The organism is Martinezella tropici (genome assembly GCF_003287875.1).
GTDB classification, from domain to species: Bacteria; Pseudomonadota; Alphaproteobacteria; order Rhizobiales; family Rhizobiaceae; genus Rhizobium; species Rhizobium tropici_C.
Genome location: NZ_QMKK01000025.1, coordinates 186,588 through 200,534 on the forward strand (window position 1 = coordinate 186,588; position 13,947 = coordinate 200,534).

At 60.5% G+C, this 13,947-nt stretch carries 17 protein-coding genes; 6 read left to right on the forward strand and 11 right to left on the reverse strand.

Going from position 1 to position 13,947, the window contains the following annotated elements:
* Window positions 1-55: 55 nt before the first annotated feature.
* Window positions 56-697 carry a LysE family translocator gene (locus DQ393_RS08935; RefSeq protein WP_112341391.1) on the reverse strand — a complete coding sequence of 214 codons (642 nt, stop codon included), beginning with the start codon at window positions 695-697 and terminating at the stop codon, window positions 56-58.
* 158 nt (window positions 698-855) lie between these two features.
* Between DQ393_RS08935 and DQ393_RS08940 the strand changes: the two genes are divergently transcribed.
* Entirely contained in the window at window positions 856-1,338 is a 483-nt protein-coding gene (locus tag DQ393_RS08940; RefSeq protein WP_112341392.1) for a MarR family winged helix-turn-helix transcriptional regulator, read from the forward strand.
* Between the two features lie 78 nt (window positions 1,339-1,416).
* Here DQ393_RS08940 and DQ393_RS08945 read toward each other — a convergent pair whose 3' ends face one another.
* The 3 genes from DQ393_RS08945 to DQ393_RS08955 form a co-directional block, all read right to left on the reverse strand.
* Complete coding sequence (locus DQ393_RS08945) at window positions 1,417-2,640, reverse strand: argininosuccinate synthase (protein ID WP_112341720.1); 1,224 nt, start codon at window positions 2,638-2,640, stop codon at window positions 1,417-1,419.
* A gap of 117 nt (window positions 2,641-2,757) precedes the next feature.
* Window positions 2,758-3,045 (reverse strand): type II toxin-antitoxin system RelE/ParE family toxin, encoded by a 288-nt coding sequence (locus DQ393_RS08950; protein WP_112341393.1) that lies wholly within the window; start codon window positions 3,043-3,045, stop codon window positions 2,758-2,760.
* A complete protein-coding gene (locus tag DQ393_RS08955; RefSeq protein ID WP_112341394.1) occupies window positions 3,035-3,277 on the reverse strand; it encodes a type II toxin-antitoxin system ParD family antitoxin in 243 nt (80 codons plus the stop codon). Before DQ393_RS08955 ends, DQ393_RS08950 begins: the two co-directional genes overlap by 11 nt.
* An 85-nt stretch (window positions 3,278-3,362) precedes the next feature.
* On the opposite strand from DQ393_RS08955, the gene DQ393_RS08960 reads away from it, so the two are divergent.
* Both DQ393_RS08960 and DQ393_RS08965 read left to right on the forward strand, forming a co-directional pair.
* Window positions 3,363-4,217 (forward strand): SDR family NAD(P)-dependent oxidoreductase, encoded by an 855-nt coding sequence (locus tag DQ393_RS08960; protein WP_112341395.1) that lies wholly within the window; start codon window positions 3,363-3,365, stop codon window positions 4,215-4,217.
* A gap of 168 nt (window positions 4,218-4,385) precedes the next feature.
* Entirely contained in the window at window positions 4,386-5,027 is a 642-nt protein-coding gene (locus DQ393_RS08965; RefSeq protein WP_112341396.1) for a LysE family translocator, read from the forward strand.
* On the opposite strand, the gene DQ393_RS08970 is transcribed toward DQ393_RS08965, so the two are convergent.
* From DQ393_RS08970 to DQ393_RS08990, 5 genes are all read right to left on the reverse strand, one after another.
* Complete coding sequence (locus tag DQ393_RS08970) at window positions 5,011-5,439, reverse strand: hypothetical protein (RefSeq protein ID WP_112341397.1); 429 nt, start codon at window positions 5,437-5,439, stop codon at window positions 5,011-5,013. The genes DQ393_RS08965 and DQ393_RS08970 overlap by 17 nt on opposite strands.
* A gap of 5 nt (window positions 5,440-5,444) precedes the next feature.
* Window positions 5,445-6,680 (reverse strand): 23S rRNA (adenine(2503)-C(2))-methyltransferase RlmN, encoded by a 1,236-nt coding sequence (gene rlmN, locus DQ393_RS08975; protein WP_112341398.1) that lies wholly within the window; start codon window positions 6,678-6,680, stop codon window positions 5,445-5,447.
* 266 nt (window positions 6,681-6,946) lie between these two features.
* Window positions 6,947-7,501: an invasion associated locus B family protein gene (locus tag DQ393_RS08980; RefSeq protein ID WP_112341399.1), complete on the reverse strand. Its 555-nt coding sequence runs from the start codon at window positions 7,499-7,501 to the stop codon at window positions 6,947-6,949.
* A gap of 332 nt (window positions 7,502-7,833) precedes the next feature.
* Window positions 7,834-8,223, reverse strand: a complete 390-nt coding sequence (locus DQ393_RS08985; protein WP_112341400.1) for a YkvA family protein — start codon at window positions 8,221-8,223, stop codon at window positions 7,834-7,836.
* A gap of 66 nt (window positions 8,224-8,289) precedes the next feature.
* The gene (locus DQ393_RS08990; protein WP_112341401.1) at window positions 8,290-8,595 is read right to left on the reverse strand and encodes a 4a-hydroxytetrahydrobiopterin dehydratase; all 306 of its coding nucleotides are present in this window, start codon (window positions 8,593-8,595) and stop codon (window positions 8,290-8,292) included.
* A 136-nt stretch (window positions 8,596-8,731) separates the two neighbouring features.
* Between DQ393_RS08990 and DQ393_RS08995 the strand changes: the two genes are divergently transcribed.
* Window positions 8,732-9,214 (forward strand): low molecular weight protein-tyrosine-phosphatase, encoded by a 483-nt coding sequence (locus DQ393_RS08995; RefSeq protein WP_112341402.1) that lies wholly within the window; start codon window positions 8,732-8,734, stop codon window positions 9,212-9,214.
* On the opposite strand, the gene thpR is transcribed toward DQ393_RS08995, so the two are convergent.
* Together thpR and DQ393_RS09005 are read right to left on the reverse strand one after the other, a co-directional pair.
* Window positions 9,145-9,741 carry an RNA 2',3'-cyclic phosphodiesterase gene (gene thpR, locus DQ393_RS09000; protein ID WP_112341403.1) on the reverse strand — a complete coding sequence of 199 codons (597 nt, stop codon included), beginning with the start codon at window positions 9,739-9,741 and terminating at the stop codon, window positions 9,145-9,147. The genes DQ393_RS08995 and thpR overlap by 70 nt on opposite strands.
* Before the next feature lie 68 nt (window positions 9,742-9,809).
* A complete protein-coding gene (locus tag DQ393_RS09005; RefSeq protein WP_112341404.1) occupies window positions 9,810-10,460 on the reverse strand; it encodes an arylesterase in 651 nt (216 codons plus the stop codon).
* Window positions 10,461-10,541: 81 nt separating this feature from the next.
* On the opposite strand from DQ393_RS09005, the gene DQ393_RS09010 reads away from it, so the two are divergent.
* Window positions 10,542-11,252 (forward strand): ABC transporter ATP-binding protein, encoded by a 711-nt coding sequence (locus DQ393_RS09010; RefSeq protein WP_112341405.1) that lies wholly within the window; start codon window positions 10,542-10,544, stop codon window positions 11,250-11,252.
* Window positions 11,249-13,795 (forward strand): ABC transporter permease, encoded by a 2,547-nt coding sequence (locus tag DQ393_RS09015; RefSeq protein WP_112341406.1) that lies wholly within the window; start codon window positions 11,249-11,251, stop codon window positions 13,793-13,795. The genes DQ393_RS09010 and DQ393_RS09015 overlap by 4 nt, the downstream gene beginning before the upstream one ends.
* Window positions 13,796-13,947: the final 152 nt, after the last annotated feature.

Sequence of the window (13,947 nt, forward strand, 5' to 3'; positions counted from 1 at the left end):
GGCTGCTCCCGCCGAATTGGTATGGCGGGGGAGCGAACAAATTGAACGAGGATGGTCAGGCCTTGCGCCAGCCAAGCAGGCCGGGCGTGGCATGCCAGAGCGCCTGTGCCGCAAAGCCCATGAAGAGCACGCCCGAGCAGCGCACGATCAGCCGCTCATGTGCGCGATAGAAACGCCGGACAGCGCTGGCGCCGATGATGCTGATCAGGATAAGATCGGCAGTGATGAAACCCGCAAGGGAAACGGCGAGCAGCAACGGCAGCGCGCTGAAGGTCAATGCGCCGGCGGAACCCGCGACAAGAGCCGTGAAAGTCGCCAGGGCCACGGGATATCCCTTGGGATTGGTAACGCCGAAGATCAGGCCGCGACGGAACGGGCGGTTAACATTGACGAGTGCCTTGCCGTCACCCTTCGGCTTGGCGGTCACGGCGCTCCAGCCGATCCAGGCGAGATAGAAGCCGCACAGCAAACCGAGCAGATCGAAGACGAAGGTGCCGATGGTCTTGGCACCGACGATGGCGACCAATGCGAGCGTCGACCAGACGAGATCACCAAGCAGATGGCCGCTGACGAAGAATGCACCCGCCTTGCGACCCTGGCCGGCGCCAATGCCGAGCAGCGCCAGGAATGCGGGACCGGGAATAAGGACGTAGAAAAGCGCGGCCAGAAAGGCGCCGACAACAAGCGATTGCGTCATGATGAGTGTTCCCGCTGTTAATCGCGCGAGAGTAGCAATCTGCTGAACCCGGTCAAGCAGCAGCGCGTTTTCGGACAGAAGTCGTTGTGTTCATAGAACGAAATCAATAAGAACGTTGTGGGGCCTAAAAATTAAAGAGCGTAGGTAGGGAAGCGCTTATGAGCAGCAGGATTAATACGGATTCACTTGCCTTTCTTGTGACCGACTGCGCCCGACTGATCAGGGCGGCCTTCGAGCGACGTATTCTTGTCGCGGGGCTCGGACTGACGGCGGGCGAAGCGCGGACGCTGATGCAGGTGGCTGCCATCAACGGCAGCCGCCAGCTCGACATCGCCTCCCGGATGGGGCTGGAGCCGATGACGGTCAGCGCCTTTCTGGACAAGCTGCAGGCGCGCGGCTTGATCGAACGCCAACCCGACCCGCTCGATCGCCGCGCCAAGCGGATCGTGCTTTCGGAATCCGCCGACGCCAAATTGAAGCAGATTGACAGGGAAATCTGCGAAGTTGAACGCAACGCGACGCAAGGCTTCGACAAAGACCTTCAAGTTCAGCTGCATGACGCACTCTGCGCCTTCCGCAGCAATCTGCAGAAAGCCGAAGCACCTGCCGAAGTCGAACGTGAATTGAGGCCGGTCGATTAACTCCGGCCGCCACTTTCCACATAAGAAAGCCCGCCTCCGGCGACCGGAAGCGGGCCCTTCAGCATCTGGAAATGTCGATTATTTCGACAGGTTGCGCTTGGCGAGCGTGCGCAGGCGCAGCGCGTTCAGCTTGATGAAGCCGGCGGCATCCTTCTGGTCGTAGGCGCCCTGATCGTCCTCGAAGGTGACCAGCTTGTCGGAATAGAGCGACTTCGGGCTTTCGCGGCCGATGACCATGACATTGCCCTTGTAGAGCTTCAGCGTCACTTCGCCTTCGACGTGCTCCTGGCTCTTGTCGATCAGTGCCTGCAACATTTCGCGCTCCGGCGAAAACCAGAAGCCGTAATAGATCAGCTCGGCATAGCGCGGCATCAGCTCGTCCTTGAGATGTGCGGCGCCGCGATCAAGCGTGATGGACTCGATGGCGCGATGGGCTGCGAGCAGGATCGTACCGCCGGGCGTTTCGTAGACGCCGCGCGACTTCATGCCGACGAAGCGGTTCTCGACGAGGTCGAGACGGCCGATGCCGTTGTCGCGGCCATACTCGTTCAACTTCGCAAGCAGCGTTGCCGGGCTCAGACGCTCGCCATTGATCGAAACTGCATCACCCTTTTCGAAGCCGATCTTGATGACCGTGGCCTTATCGGGAGCAGCTTCTGGCGAGATCGTGCGCATATGCACATACTCAGGCGCCTCCTGCGACGGATCTTCCAGAACCTTGCCTTCGGAAGAGGAGTGCAGCAGGTTGGCATCGACGGAGAACGGCGCTTCGCCCTTCTTGTCCTTGGCAACCGGAATCTGGTGCTTCTCGGCGAATTCGAGGAGGTCGGTACGGCTCTTGAACGACCAGTCGCGCCAGGGGGCGATGATCTTGATATCCGGGTTCAACGCATAGGCCGAAAGCTCGAAACGAACCTGGTCGTTGCCCTTGCCGGTCGCGCCATGCGCGATGGCGTCGGCACCGGTTTTCCTGGCGATATCGATGAGGTGCTTGGAGATCAGCGGACGGGCGATCGAGGTGCCGAGCAGGTAGACGCCTTCGTAAACGGCATTGGCGCGGAACATCGGGAAGACGAAATCGCGCACGAATTCCTCGCGCACGTCCTCGATATAGATTTCCTTGATGCCGAGCATTTCAGCCTTCTTGCGCGCCGGCTCCAGCTCTTCGCCCTGGCCGAGATCGGCGGTAAAGGTGACGACTTCGGCGCCGAGCTCCGTCTGCAGCCACTTCAGGATAATCGAGGTGTCGAGACCGCCGGAATAGGCGAGAACGACTTTCTTCACGTCTTTATGTGATGCCATGATGAGTTCCGTTTCAAGGCGGACCAGAGAAAAGGCCCGCAAAGCTGTATCGCGGAACTTTTAGCGAGATTATCGTGCGGCGCAAGGGGAAGCGCGGCGGGACCTCTCAGGACGGCATCAGAGATGAGCGCCGATGTTCATCCGCCGATGCAGGATGCGGATGATCGTGACCGTTTGGGCGCTATCCTTATAGCCGGAGGCGAGAGCAAGATAATCTCGTTTGATGCCGCTGACCTTGCGACCACGTGCGGTCCCAGCTGCCAGTTCCGGAAAACAACCAATCAGCTCTTTATAATAAGTATTTGCCTGCTGAAGAGACCAAGCCTCAAATGTATATCGCCAAATAGCTTCCAAATCCTGTCGTGCTTTCGGCAAGAGCTTATAGGATCGGCCTTTAACGGACATGTTTGCGGTGCAGCTCGGTCAGAAACGCTTCACCGTCAAACTCCTCCGGCTCGCCCGAGGCTTCGCCTTCGGCGATCGCCGCCGCAATCGCTTCTATTTCCGCCCGGCTGCGCAGCAATTTCAGCGCAGCATCGATGACCTCGCTTGGCGAATCGTAATTGCCGTGGCTGATCTGCTCGCCGATAAAGGCGTCCATCTGCTCGTCGATCTCTACGGACATATGTTTTGTCACGGGCGCGACCTCCAGCGGTTTGACTTGATTGCCGAAAGTACCATATTCGGCGGCGACCGAACAATGCCTGAGGAGGGCGCCGCTCGTGACCGATATTCAAACCATTTTCAAGAAATCCAATGTTGCCGTCATCACCGGAGGTGCATCCGGCATCGGTTTTGCCGCGGCGAAATATTTCGCCTCGCTGGGCATGAGCGTCGTTATCGCCGACCTCGCGGGCGAACGGCTGGCCGACGCTAGCGCTGAACTCAAGGCAATCACCGGCGAAGAGCATGTCATGGCCATCGAGACCGATGTCGCCAGCAAAGACGCGCTGGAAGCGCTGGAGCGCGCTGTCCTGCAGCGTTTCGGCCGCGTACATGTGTTGATGAACAATGCCGGCATCGGCCCGGACACCTCGATCTTCAGCGGCCAGGCCGGCTGGGACGCCATCCTTAGCGTCAATCTGCTCGGCGTCATCAACGGCACACGCACCTTTGGACCCGGTATGCTGGCGCATGGCGAACCGGGTGTCATCATCAACACCGGCTCGAAACAGGGCATCACCACCCCTCCCGGCAATCCTGCCTACAATGTCTCGAAGGCCGGCGTGAAGGTCTTCACCGAGGCGCTGCAGCACGAACTGCGCAATACGGAAGGCGCCAAGATTTCGGCCCACCTCCTCATCCCCGGCTTCGTCTTCACCGGTCTGACCAAAGGTGATCGAAGGGAAAAGCCTGCCGGAGCCTGGACGCCGGAGCAGACTGTCGAGTTCATGGTGGAAAGCCTGAAGCGCGGCGACTTCTATATTCTCTGCCCCGATAACGACGTGGCCCGGCCGGTCGACGAACGTCGCATGCTCTGGGCCGCCGGCGATATCGTCGAGAACCGGCCGCCGCTATCGCGCTGGCACCCCGACTATGCCGATCAATTCAAGGCCTTCCTCGAAAAGAAGGATTGATTTGCAATCAACCGAAAGCCGGATAACAACGGGCAGACCCTAAAGCACGTCGCGATCTTTCAGATTCGCTTCCTGTGCTTTAGGTCGTTAATTTTGTGCATGTCGTTCTGCAAAACCGCTACACACTTTTGCGCGACATGCTTTAATCCGGCTTGCGGAGCGACTTTCATGGATTTCATACCGAGCCTGCCGACCCTCCTTGCCTTTGCGGCAGCGAGCCTGTTGCTGGCCATGACCCCAGGTCCCGACATGACGCTGTCGATCAGCCGGGCACTGGCACAGGGCAAGAAGCCGGCGCTCTTCGTCGTACTTGGCACCAGCCTCGGCGTCATCGTCCACACCTGCCTGGTGGCCTTCGGCATTTCGGCGCTGATAACAGCCTCCCCGCTTGCCTTCACCATGCTCAAGACCGGTGGCGCTGCCTATCTGCTTTGGCTGGCGATCCAGGCAATCCGCTTCGGCTCAAGCCTGTCGGTCAAAAAGGTCGATGCCATCAGGGGCACGCCGCTTGCCAACATTTCAACCGGCTTCTGGGTCAATCTGCTGAACCCGAAGGTCATCATCTTCTTCATGACCTTCCTGCCGCAGTTCGTCACGGCGGGCGATCCGGCCGTCACGCACAAGCTGCTCTTCCTCGGCTTCTTCTTCATCGTCATCGGCATGCCGGTAAACATGCTCGTCGTCCTTGCCGCCGATGGCCTGTCGTCGTGGCTGCAGAGGAACCGCGGCGTGATGCGCGGCCTCGACTATGCCTTCGCCGGAGTCTTCTCAATCTTCGCGGTGAAGATCTTCTTCACTCAGGCTCGTTGAGTATGGTGCAACGGCCGGCAAACCGGCCGGCAATCCACCAATAGACGGTGGCGCTGGCCATGCCCAGGAATGCGAAGCAGACCGCAATGGTGATCAGATTGAGGGTCTGCGGTCGTTCAATGCCGCCGGAAATCAGGGTGGAAGCCACGGCAGACAGACTGGCCCCGTAGATCGCATAGCCGTACCAGCGACGGACCCGCCGCCATTCGAGGATGGGGATCACGACCAGGGACGGCAGGATGCTGACGATCATGGCGACCTTCGTCAACCCGACGGTCAGAACGAAAAGCTCGGGCGCCGCAGTCTCCGGCACTGTCCATACGGCAGCGCAGGCCAGCACGAAGCCCATCAGAACGCAAGCGGCGAGATAGCCCCATAAGAGCCGTATCGGCTTGCGCAGTCCAAGAAGCATCAATCTCAATCCTCGCCGTGGTTGGCGATCATCATTGCTTCGAAAGCCAACCGCTCCGTCTTGCGCATGCGCTCCGACTCCGATTTCAGCTGACCGCAGGCGGCAAGAATGTCACGCCCGCGCGGCGTGCGGATCGGAGAGGCATAACCGGCCGAATTGATGAAATCGGCAAACTTCTCGATCTGCTCCCAATCGGAACACTGATAGTTCGTGCCTGGCCAGGGATTGAAGGGGATCAGGTTGATCTTGGCCGGAATGCCCTTCAGAAGCTGGATCAGCCCCTTGGCGTCTTCGAGGCTGTCGTTGACGCCCTTCAGCATCACATATTCGAAGGTGATGCGGCGCGCATTCGACAGGCCAGGATAGGCGCGGCAGGCATCCATCAGCTCCTTCAGCGGATACTTCTTGTTGATCGGCACCAGCATGTCGCGCAGATCGTCCCGCACGGCATGCAGCGAGATCGCCAGCATGACGCCGATCTCGTCGCCGGTGCGGTAGATTTCCGGCACGACGCCAGAGGTCGAAAGCGTGATGCGGCGCTTGGAGAGCGACAGGCCGTCGCCGTCGGAGGCGATGAGCAACGCCGTCTTGACGCTGTCGAAATTATAAAGCGGCTCGCCCATGCCCATCATCACGATATTGCTGACCTTACGGCCCTCGGCGGGCATGATCGTGCCCTGCGGCGCTTCGCGGTCCGGGAAATCTCCCAAACGATCGCGCGCCAGAAGCAATTGCGACAGGATCTCTTCCGCCGTCAGATTGCGCACCAGCCGCTGCGTGCCGGTATGACAGAAGGAACAGGTGAGCGAACAGCCGACCTGGCTGGAAATGCAGAGCGTGCCGCGCCCTTCTTCCGGAATATAGACGCTCTCGACCTCGACGGGACGCCCGGCGCCACGCGGCGGGAAGCGGAGCAGCCATTTGCGGGTGCCGTCATTGGAGACCTGTTCCTCGACGATTTCGGGACGCGCGATGGTGAAATGCGTCTTCAGCATTTCGCGCATGTCTTTCGACACATTGGCCATGGCATCGAAATCGGAGACGCCGCGCACATAGATCCAGTTCCAGAGCTGGCTGACGCGCATCTTGATCTGCTTGTCGGCTACGCCTTTTTCCTTGAGGGCGGCGCCCATCTCTTCACGCGTCATGCCGATCAGCGACGGCTTCGGCGAAAGCTCGACCGGCTGCGACACGGGCATCGGCTTGAGCCTGGAGGGGGTTATGACATCGGTGGCGGACATAGGATCGTTCCAACGGTTCACATCGGCGATGCCGCAAAAGCTGACCATAGCTGCGGATGCGGGCAAGGCACGGAAATCTGAAGATTCATGCGGTGGCGGGACAAGCTGTCTGCCGGACACCTATCGTTGGCGCGGCCTTTAGCATTAATTTCCGCTCGCGTCATCCCTTTCCCTGAAAAGCAAAAGGCCGGTCGAATTGACCGGCCTTGTCATTACGGTCGTGGCGTTTGGGCGATCACGTTTCCGTGATGCCTCGGCCTTCGATCTTACTTGCAGTTTTCGATCTGCTTGAGCGCAGCGCTGACGCCCTTCAGCGAATAGGTGTAGGAGGTCGCCGTGCCCTTCTTGGAGGTCGCCGAAACCTTCAGCGAATGGCCGGACTTCAACGCTGCGACCAGAGCAGGTTCTTGCGCTGCGTTTTCGACCCAGGCAGCCTTGTCCTTGGTGAACATCACGAAGGTCTTGTTGTCGATGGCGACGTTGACCTTGGAGTTCTCCTTGAGCGAGTAGCCCATCATCGCCTGCGGCTCATACGAGATGTTCTGGCCCGGACGCTGCGACACGATGAAGAAATTGTCGCCGTGATCAATGCCCGTTGCCGGCGTCTTCGCAGTCGGCACGGAGAGGACGTAGCAGACTTTGCCGCCGGCGGACTGGTAGGAATAGGCACCCCAGGCGTCGAACTGCTGAATGCGCGTCGGAGCCGCCGGCGCTGCTGGCGCCGCTGCCTGCGTCTGCGTCTGCTTCTTGGTCTGCGCGGACGCTATGCCGGTTCCGGCCAGAACGAGCGAGAGGGCGATTGCGAAGCTTTTTACAAACATGGTTTCCTGCCGATTTCTTGCGATCCAGAGCGCATGGCGATTCGATTGACGCACGCCTGTGCTCGTGAGCTGCTTTATTTTGACTTTATTCAGGTTACCAAACCGTCAACGGAGCGCTGCCGCCACCGGCCCCGTGCCATTTCAATCCAGTTATCGCGTAAAGCTTGAAACGCATCAGAAGGAATTGGAAAACCCGGATGATGAAGTACCACCCTGCAGGTTCGATTTAAGACAGAAAGATTCAGGCAAGAATTTGACCTCGCTAAAATCAGGGGCGTCTCATAAATCTCTGGAAACCTGAGAGGATTCAGATCGGCTCTTTAAGACAGGCATCAGGCAGTCTTGACAGACTCCGGCTCGTTCTCCAGCGCGCGGTCGGCGGCGTCGTAATGTTCCTGACGGATATGCCCCCTGATCATGCTGAAAGCGAGCGTCAGCACCGCGACATCGTCGGAAAAGCCGATGACGGCAAAGAAATCGGGGATGATATCGACCGGCATGACGAAATAGCCGAGTGCTGCCAGGAGGATGCCGCGAACACGCGTCGGCGTCTGGGGGTCGAACGCACAATAGAAGGCGGCCACGACGTCGCGGGAAAACGGAATATGGCGAGCTGCCTTCCGCAAGGTCGGCCAGAATTTGCTGCGCACCGATTTCTCCTGCTCCCTTTGGGTCTCTTCATCACCAGGCATCAGGATTTCCCCATACTTGATGTCATCCATTCCATTCACCTCTAGCGAGGCCCGTCGCCCGGGCCGGGTAAACATATGGTGATCGCTTGCCGCGATTCAATCGAGCCGGCGTGCAGCCGCCTTCTCCATCGCCTTTGCCAGCTTGACGTCATGGTCGGTCAGGCCACCGACGTCGTGCGTCGTCAGCTTCACCTCGACCCGGGAATAGACGTTGAACCATTCCGGGTGATGGTTGAATTTTTCCGCGGCAAGGGCGGCTTCCGTCATGAAGCCGAAGGCCTCGACGAAATTTCGGAATTTGAAGGTCTTCGAAATCGAAAGGCCGTCATCCGCAAGCGCCCAGCCGGAGAGCTCCGCAAGATTTTCCTCGATTGCCGCGCGGTCCAGCTTGTCGTACTTCATGGCAAGTCACTCCTCTCTAAAGCAATTCCGGGAAAAGTGCGTAGCGGTTTTCCGTCCGGAATTGCGTATAAACAAAAGGATGGAGGGTTTTCGCATTCGAAGAAAAGCTGAAAAGCTCCAGCGGTTGAACGATAACATGGATCGTCACAGGATTCTTTTCGTCTGCGCCGGCAATATCTGCCGGTCGCCCCTTGCCGAAGGCATATTCAAACATCTGGCAGGCGAGGCGGGCCGCACGGCAGAGTTCGAAGTCGATTCGGCCGGTACCGGCGGCTGGCATCAGGGCGAGCGTCCGGATCGGCGTTCGATTGCCGTTGCGGCCAATCACGGAATCGATATCTCGGATCAGCGCGCCCGGCGTATCGAACCCGCCGATTTCGGCAGATTCGATCTGATCCTGGCAATGGATCAAGACAATTTGAAGAACTTGCGCAAGGCGGCATCCGCCGATGCGCTCGGCAAGCTGCATCTCTTCAATGCCCTGGCGCTCGGCAGCAACCAAGACATTCCCGATCCCTACTACGGCGATCGCGGGGATTTCGAGACCGTTTACACCATGCTCTTGGCGGGCTGCAGCATGCTGTTGCCCAAGGCCGGGAAGGTGCCGCGCGGCTCGTGAAGCGGGAATATCTCTTCGGTGAGATAGGGCCCGCCGCCAACCGATTCGCGCGAGGACAGAAGCACGAAACGCCCGACCGTGAACGGCGCGGTATAGAAGTTGCCGCGACCGGAGAGATAGTGGACGACATCATCGACCCGTGAGGATTTCAGCCTGGCGAGCGTCACGTGCGGCGTGAACTTGCGGGGGTCCGGCTGCAGGCCGATACGCTGGCAGATGCGCTCGATCTCGCCTTGCAGCGCGAACATATCCGGTGTCTGCGAGACCCCGGCCCAAACCGAATGCGGTTTCTTGGAGCCGAAGGAACCGATGCCCTCCAGCCGAAGCTGGAATTCAGGCCGATCTATCCGGTCCAGACGGTCGACGATCTCATCCGCAGTACGGCCATCGACATCGCCGATGAAGCGCAAAGTGATGTGATAATTTTCAACGTCGATCCACCTGGCTCCCGGGAGACCACCGCGCAACAATGACAGGCTCATGGCCGCATTGCGCGGAATTTCGAGGGCGGTAAAAAGTCTCGGCATGACGAGCACTCCCCGAATCTCTTGCAGGTACAACTAGGGAATCACGCATTTGCAGTCGGTGCAAGCACCTATTTCGCACCTGCGTCAATCGTCCCTACAAAACTGATAACAGCCGGCAACATATGCTCGACCATCACATCCACGCCCTTAGAGTTCGGATGCATGCCATCGGCGAGCTGCAGATCCGCATGCGTGGCGACGCCATCGAGGAAGAACGGATAGAGCGCAAGCTTATATTTGTCGGCAAGACGCTTGTAGATCGGGTTGAATTTATCGGCATAATCCGGCCCCATGTTCGGCGGCGCCAGCATGCCGACGAGAAAGATCGGAATTTTTCTGCCCTTCAACCGCTCGATCATCATCTCGAGATTCTTTTCCGTCTGCTCCGGCGGAATGCCGCGCAGCGCGTCGTTGGCGCCGAGCTCGAGAATGACGCCATCGGTCCCATCCGGCACCGACCAGTCGATGCGTGAAAGCCCGCCCGAGGTCGTATCGCCGGAGACGCCGGCGTCGGCGACGGCAAGATCCAGCCCCTTGGCCTTCAGCGCGGCCTCCAGTTTGGCGGGAAAGCCATCGCCTGATGGCAGCTGGTAGCCCGCCATCAGGCTGTCGCCGAAGCCGACCAGCTGGATCGTCCGTGCGTTTGCAGCAGCAGCCGCGCCAAACAAAAGACCGAAAGTGATGACAGCGAAGTGAAGCGCAGCAACTTTAAAACCCATGATCCATTTCCTAAATTCGCTGCTCGGGCCAGTCGCGCCCGCCATTGTCTCTGATGTTCTCTGATATATAGGGCGTTCGCATTGGCAAAAACCATCATCGAGCTGAAGAAGGCGGATTTGACGCTCGGCAATGCCGCCGCCTCGGTCCATGTGCTGAAGAGCATCGATCTCACGGTCATAGAAGGTGAGGCCGTCGGCATCGTCGGCCCCTCCGGCTCCGGCAAGTCGACCCTGCTGATGGTGCTGGCCGGTCTCGAAAAGCTCGACAGTGGCGAACTACTGATCCGCGACACGCCGCTGCACAGCCTCAGCGAAGACCGCATCGCCGATTTCCGCGGCCGCAATATCGGCATCGTTTTCCAGTCCTTCCATCTCATCGCCAATATGACGGCGCTGGAAAACGTCGCCGTGCCGCTGGAGCTTGCCAATATCCGCAATGCCTTCGACATCGCCCGGCGCGAGCTGGAAGCTGTCGGGCTTAGTGAGCGGCTCAATCACTATCCCGGCCAGCTTTCCGGCGGCGAACAGCAGCGCGTGGCGATCGCCCGCGCGCTTGCCCCCTCGCCAGCCGTCCTGATCGCAGACGAACCCACGGGCAATCTCGACACCGACACCGGCCGGCAGATCGCCGATCTGCTCTTCGCCCAGCAGGCCGAGCGCGGCACGACCATGCTGCTCGTCACCCATGATCCCGCACTTGCCGCCCGCTGCTCGCGCCAGATCCGCGTCCGCTCCGGCGAGATAGAGAACGACGGTACGCGCACACGCACCGGCCAGGCGGCGATTGCATGAGCGGGGCGGGATTTCGCCTGAGGCTCGCCTTCCGCCTTGCCCTGCGCGAATTGCGCGGGGGGCTCGCCGGCTTCTACATCTTCCTCGCCTGCATCGCACTCGGCACCGGCGCGATTGCCGCCGTCAATTCCGTATCCCGCTCGATCACCGATGCTATCGCGACGCAGGGGCAATCGCTGCTGTCAGGGGATGCACGGTTCGAGCTGCGCAACCGCGAGGCGACGCCGGAAGAATTCGCCTATCTCCAAAGCTTGGGGAAAGTCTCCCGCTCCACCGGCCTGCGCTCCATGGCACGCCTGCCCGACGGCTCCGATCAGGCGCTGGTCGAGGTCAAGGCGGTTGACGATGCCTATCCGCTCTACGGCACCTTCGAGGCGGAGCCGGACCAGCCGCTCGCAGCGCTGCTCGCCGCCAGGGACGGCACCTACGGCGCCGTCGTCGCTCCCCTGCTGCTCGAACGCCTGAACCTCAAGATCGGCGATACCCTGCTGCTGGGTAACGCCAAGCTTCGCATATCAGGCACGGTTGAGAGAGAACCGGATGCGGTCTCCGAAGGCTTCGGCTTTGCGCCTCGCGTGATGACGAGCCGCGACGCCCTGATTGCCTCCGGCCTGATCACGACAGGCAGCCTCGTCGAACAGGCTTACCGAATCCGCATGGACAACCCCGCAGCCGGCATTCGCAATCTCACCGACCGCGCCAATGCCGCCTTCCCGCAAGCCGGCTGGTCGATCCGCAGCAGCGACCGCGCCGCACCTCAGCTTGCCGACAACGTCACCCGCTTCTCGCAATTCCTCACGCTCGTCGGCCTGGCCGCTCTCATCGTCGGCGGCGTCGGCGTTGCCAACGCCGTGCGGGCCTTCCTCGATTCGAAGCGCACGACCATTGCCACCTTCAAGTGCCTGGGCGCGCCGGCCTTTGTGGTGGTGCTGATCTATCTCATCCAGATTGCCGTCATTGCGCTCGCCGGCATCGTTATCGGCCTCGCCCTCGGCGCTATTGCGCCGATGATCGCTTCGCAATTCATGGCGGAATTCCTGCCGATTTCGACCGCACCGAGGCTTTACCCCGGCGCATTGACGCTGGCGGCCCTTTTCGGCCTGCTGACGACGCTGGCCTTCGCCATTCCGCCGCTCGGCCACGCTCGTGAAGTGCCGGCAACGGCGCTGTTCCGCGAACAGGGTTTCGAAGCGCGCCGCCTGCCCGGCTGGCCTTATCTGCTGGCTGCCGGTGTCCTGATGGCAGCCCTTGCTGCCCTTGCGATCGTTACCGCCTATGACCGCTTCATCGCGATCGTCTTCGTCGTGTCGATCGCCGGCGCTTTCGTGGTGCTGCGCGCCGTTGCCGCCCTGCTCTCCTGGCTTGCCCGCCGCAGCCCGCGCGTGCGCTCCCCCGCTTTGCGCCTGGCGATCGGCAACATCCACCGGCCAGGCGCTCTCACCTCGTCCGTCGTGCTGTCGCTGGGCCTCGGCCTGGCGCTGCTCGTCACCCTGACGCTGATCGACGGCAATATGCGCCGCGAGCTGATGGGCCGCATGAGCGAACAGGCGCCGAACTTCTTCTTCGTCGACATTCAGGGGCCGGAGCTAGAGGGCTTCCGCAAGATCGTGCTCGCCGAGGATCCGAAAGGCAAACTCGTCGAGGCGCCGATGCTGCGCGGCCGCATCGTCGCCTTCAACGGCGAGGATGTCACCAAGATGAAGGTGCCGGCAGCAGGCCAATGGGTGCTGCGCGGCGACCGCGGCATCACCTATGCCGAAACCGTGCCGGAAAACGCCTCGGTTACGGAAGGCAAATGGTGGGACAAGGATTATAGCGGCGAACCGCTGGTCTCCTTTTCCGAAGAGGAAGGCAAGGCGCTCGGCCTGAAGCTCGGCGACAAGGTCACCGTCAATGTCCTCGGCCGCAACGTCACCGCCAAGATCGCCAGCTTCCGCAAGGTTCAATGGCAATCGCTGTCGATCAATTTCGTGATGATCTTCTCGCCCAATACCTTCAGGGGCGCCCCGCATGCGTGGCTGGCAACATTGACCGACGCTTCGGCCACCTCCGCTCAGGAGGCCGCAATCCTGAGGAAAGTCACCAATACCTACCCGACCATCACAAGCGTCCGCGTAAAGGATGCACTCGATGTCGTCAACACGCTCGTGGGACAGCTGGCGACGGCGATCCGTTCCGCCGCCTCCGTCGCGCTCATCGCATCCGTGCTCGTGCTGGCGGGAGCGCTTGCCGCCGGCAACCGCGCCCGCACGCATGATGCGGTCATCCTCAAGACGCTCGGCGCGACGCGCGCGACACTCATTCGCGCCTTCAGCTACGAATATCTGATCCTCGGCGCGGCGACCGCCATCTTCGCGCTGATCGCCGGCTCCGCATCCGCCTGGTATATCGTCAGCCGCATCATGCGCCTGCCGTCGGCTTTCCTGCCCGACGTCGCCTTCTCGACGCTGATCATCGCCCTGGTGCTGACCGTCGGCATCGGCCTGATCGGCACCTGGCGCATCCTGGGCCAGAAGGCGGCGCCTGTTCTGCGCGAGCTCTGATTCGTTGCGGAGATGAACCGGAAGCCGGCAAAACGGCTCGATATTACATCGATTTAACCTGCGCCGGATCGCTTGACCCTTGTGTATGAGGCCCGAAAGCCTCATATTCTCTGCAGGCATGCTGAGCTCCGCAGCGGCGCCTGGGCCTCGAG

Excerpts from the sequence above, each read along its gene's own strand:
- DQ393_RS09005 (WP_112341404.1), bottom strand. The coding sequence starts at position 10,460 with ATGGGTTTTAAAGTTGCTGCGCTTCACTTCGCTGTCATCACTTTCGGT.
- DQ393_RS08945 (WP_112341720.1), bottom strand. The coding sequence starts at position 2,640 with ATGGCATCACATAAAGACGTGAAGAAAGTCGTTCTCGCCTATTCCGGC.
- DQ393_RS08970 (WP_112341397.1), bottom strand. The coding sequence starts at position 5,439 with ATGCTTCTTGGACTGCGCAAGCCGATACGGCTCTTATGGGGCTATCTC.
- DQ393_RS08965 (WP_112341396.1), top strand. The coding sequence starts at position 4,386 with ATGGATTTCATACCGAGCCTGCCGACCCTCCTTGCCTTTGCGGCAGCG.
- DQ393_RS08990 (WP_112341401.1), bottom strand. The coding sequence starts at position 8,595 with ATGAAGTACGACAAGCTGGACCGCGCGGCAATCGAGGAAAATCTTGCG.
- DQ393_RS08985 (WP_112341400.1), bottom strand. The coding sequence starts at position 8,223 with ATGGATGACATCAAGTATGGGGAAATCCTGATGCCTGGTGATGAAGAG.
- DQ393_RS08935 (WP_112341391.1), bottom strand. The coding sequence starts at position 697 with ATGACGCAATCGCTTGTTGTCGGCGCCTTTCTGGCCGCGCTTTTCTAC.
- rlmN (WP_112341398.1), bottom strand. The coding sequence starts at position 6,680 with ATGTCCGCCACCGATGTCATAACCCCCTCCAGGCTCAAGCCGATGCCC.
- DQ393_RS08980 (WP_112341399.1), bottom strand. The coding sequence starts at position 7,501 with ATGTTTGTAAAAAGCTTCGCAATCGCCCTCTCGCTCGTTCTGGCCGGA.
- DQ393_RS08995 (WP_112341402.1), top strand. The coding sequence starts at position 8,732 with ATGGATCGTCACAGGATTCTTTTCGTCTGCGCCGGCAATATCTGCCGG.
- thpR (WP_112341403.1), bottom strand. The coding sequence starts at position 9,741 with ATGCCGAGACTTTTTACCGCCCTCGAAATTCCGCGCAATGCGGCCATG.
- DQ393_RS09015 (WP_112341406.1), top strand. The coding sequence starts at position 11,249 with ATGAGCGGGGCGGGATTTCGCCTGAGGCTCGCCTTCCGCCTTGCCCTG.
- DQ393_RS08950 (WP_112341393.1), bottom strand. The coding sequence starts at position 3,045 with ATGTCCGTTAAAGGCCGATCCTATAAGCTCTTGCCGAAAGCACGACAG.
- DQ393_RS08940 (WP_112341392.1), top strand. The coding sequence starts at position 856 with ATGAGCAGCAGGATTAATACGGATTCACTTGCCTTTCTTGTGACCGAC.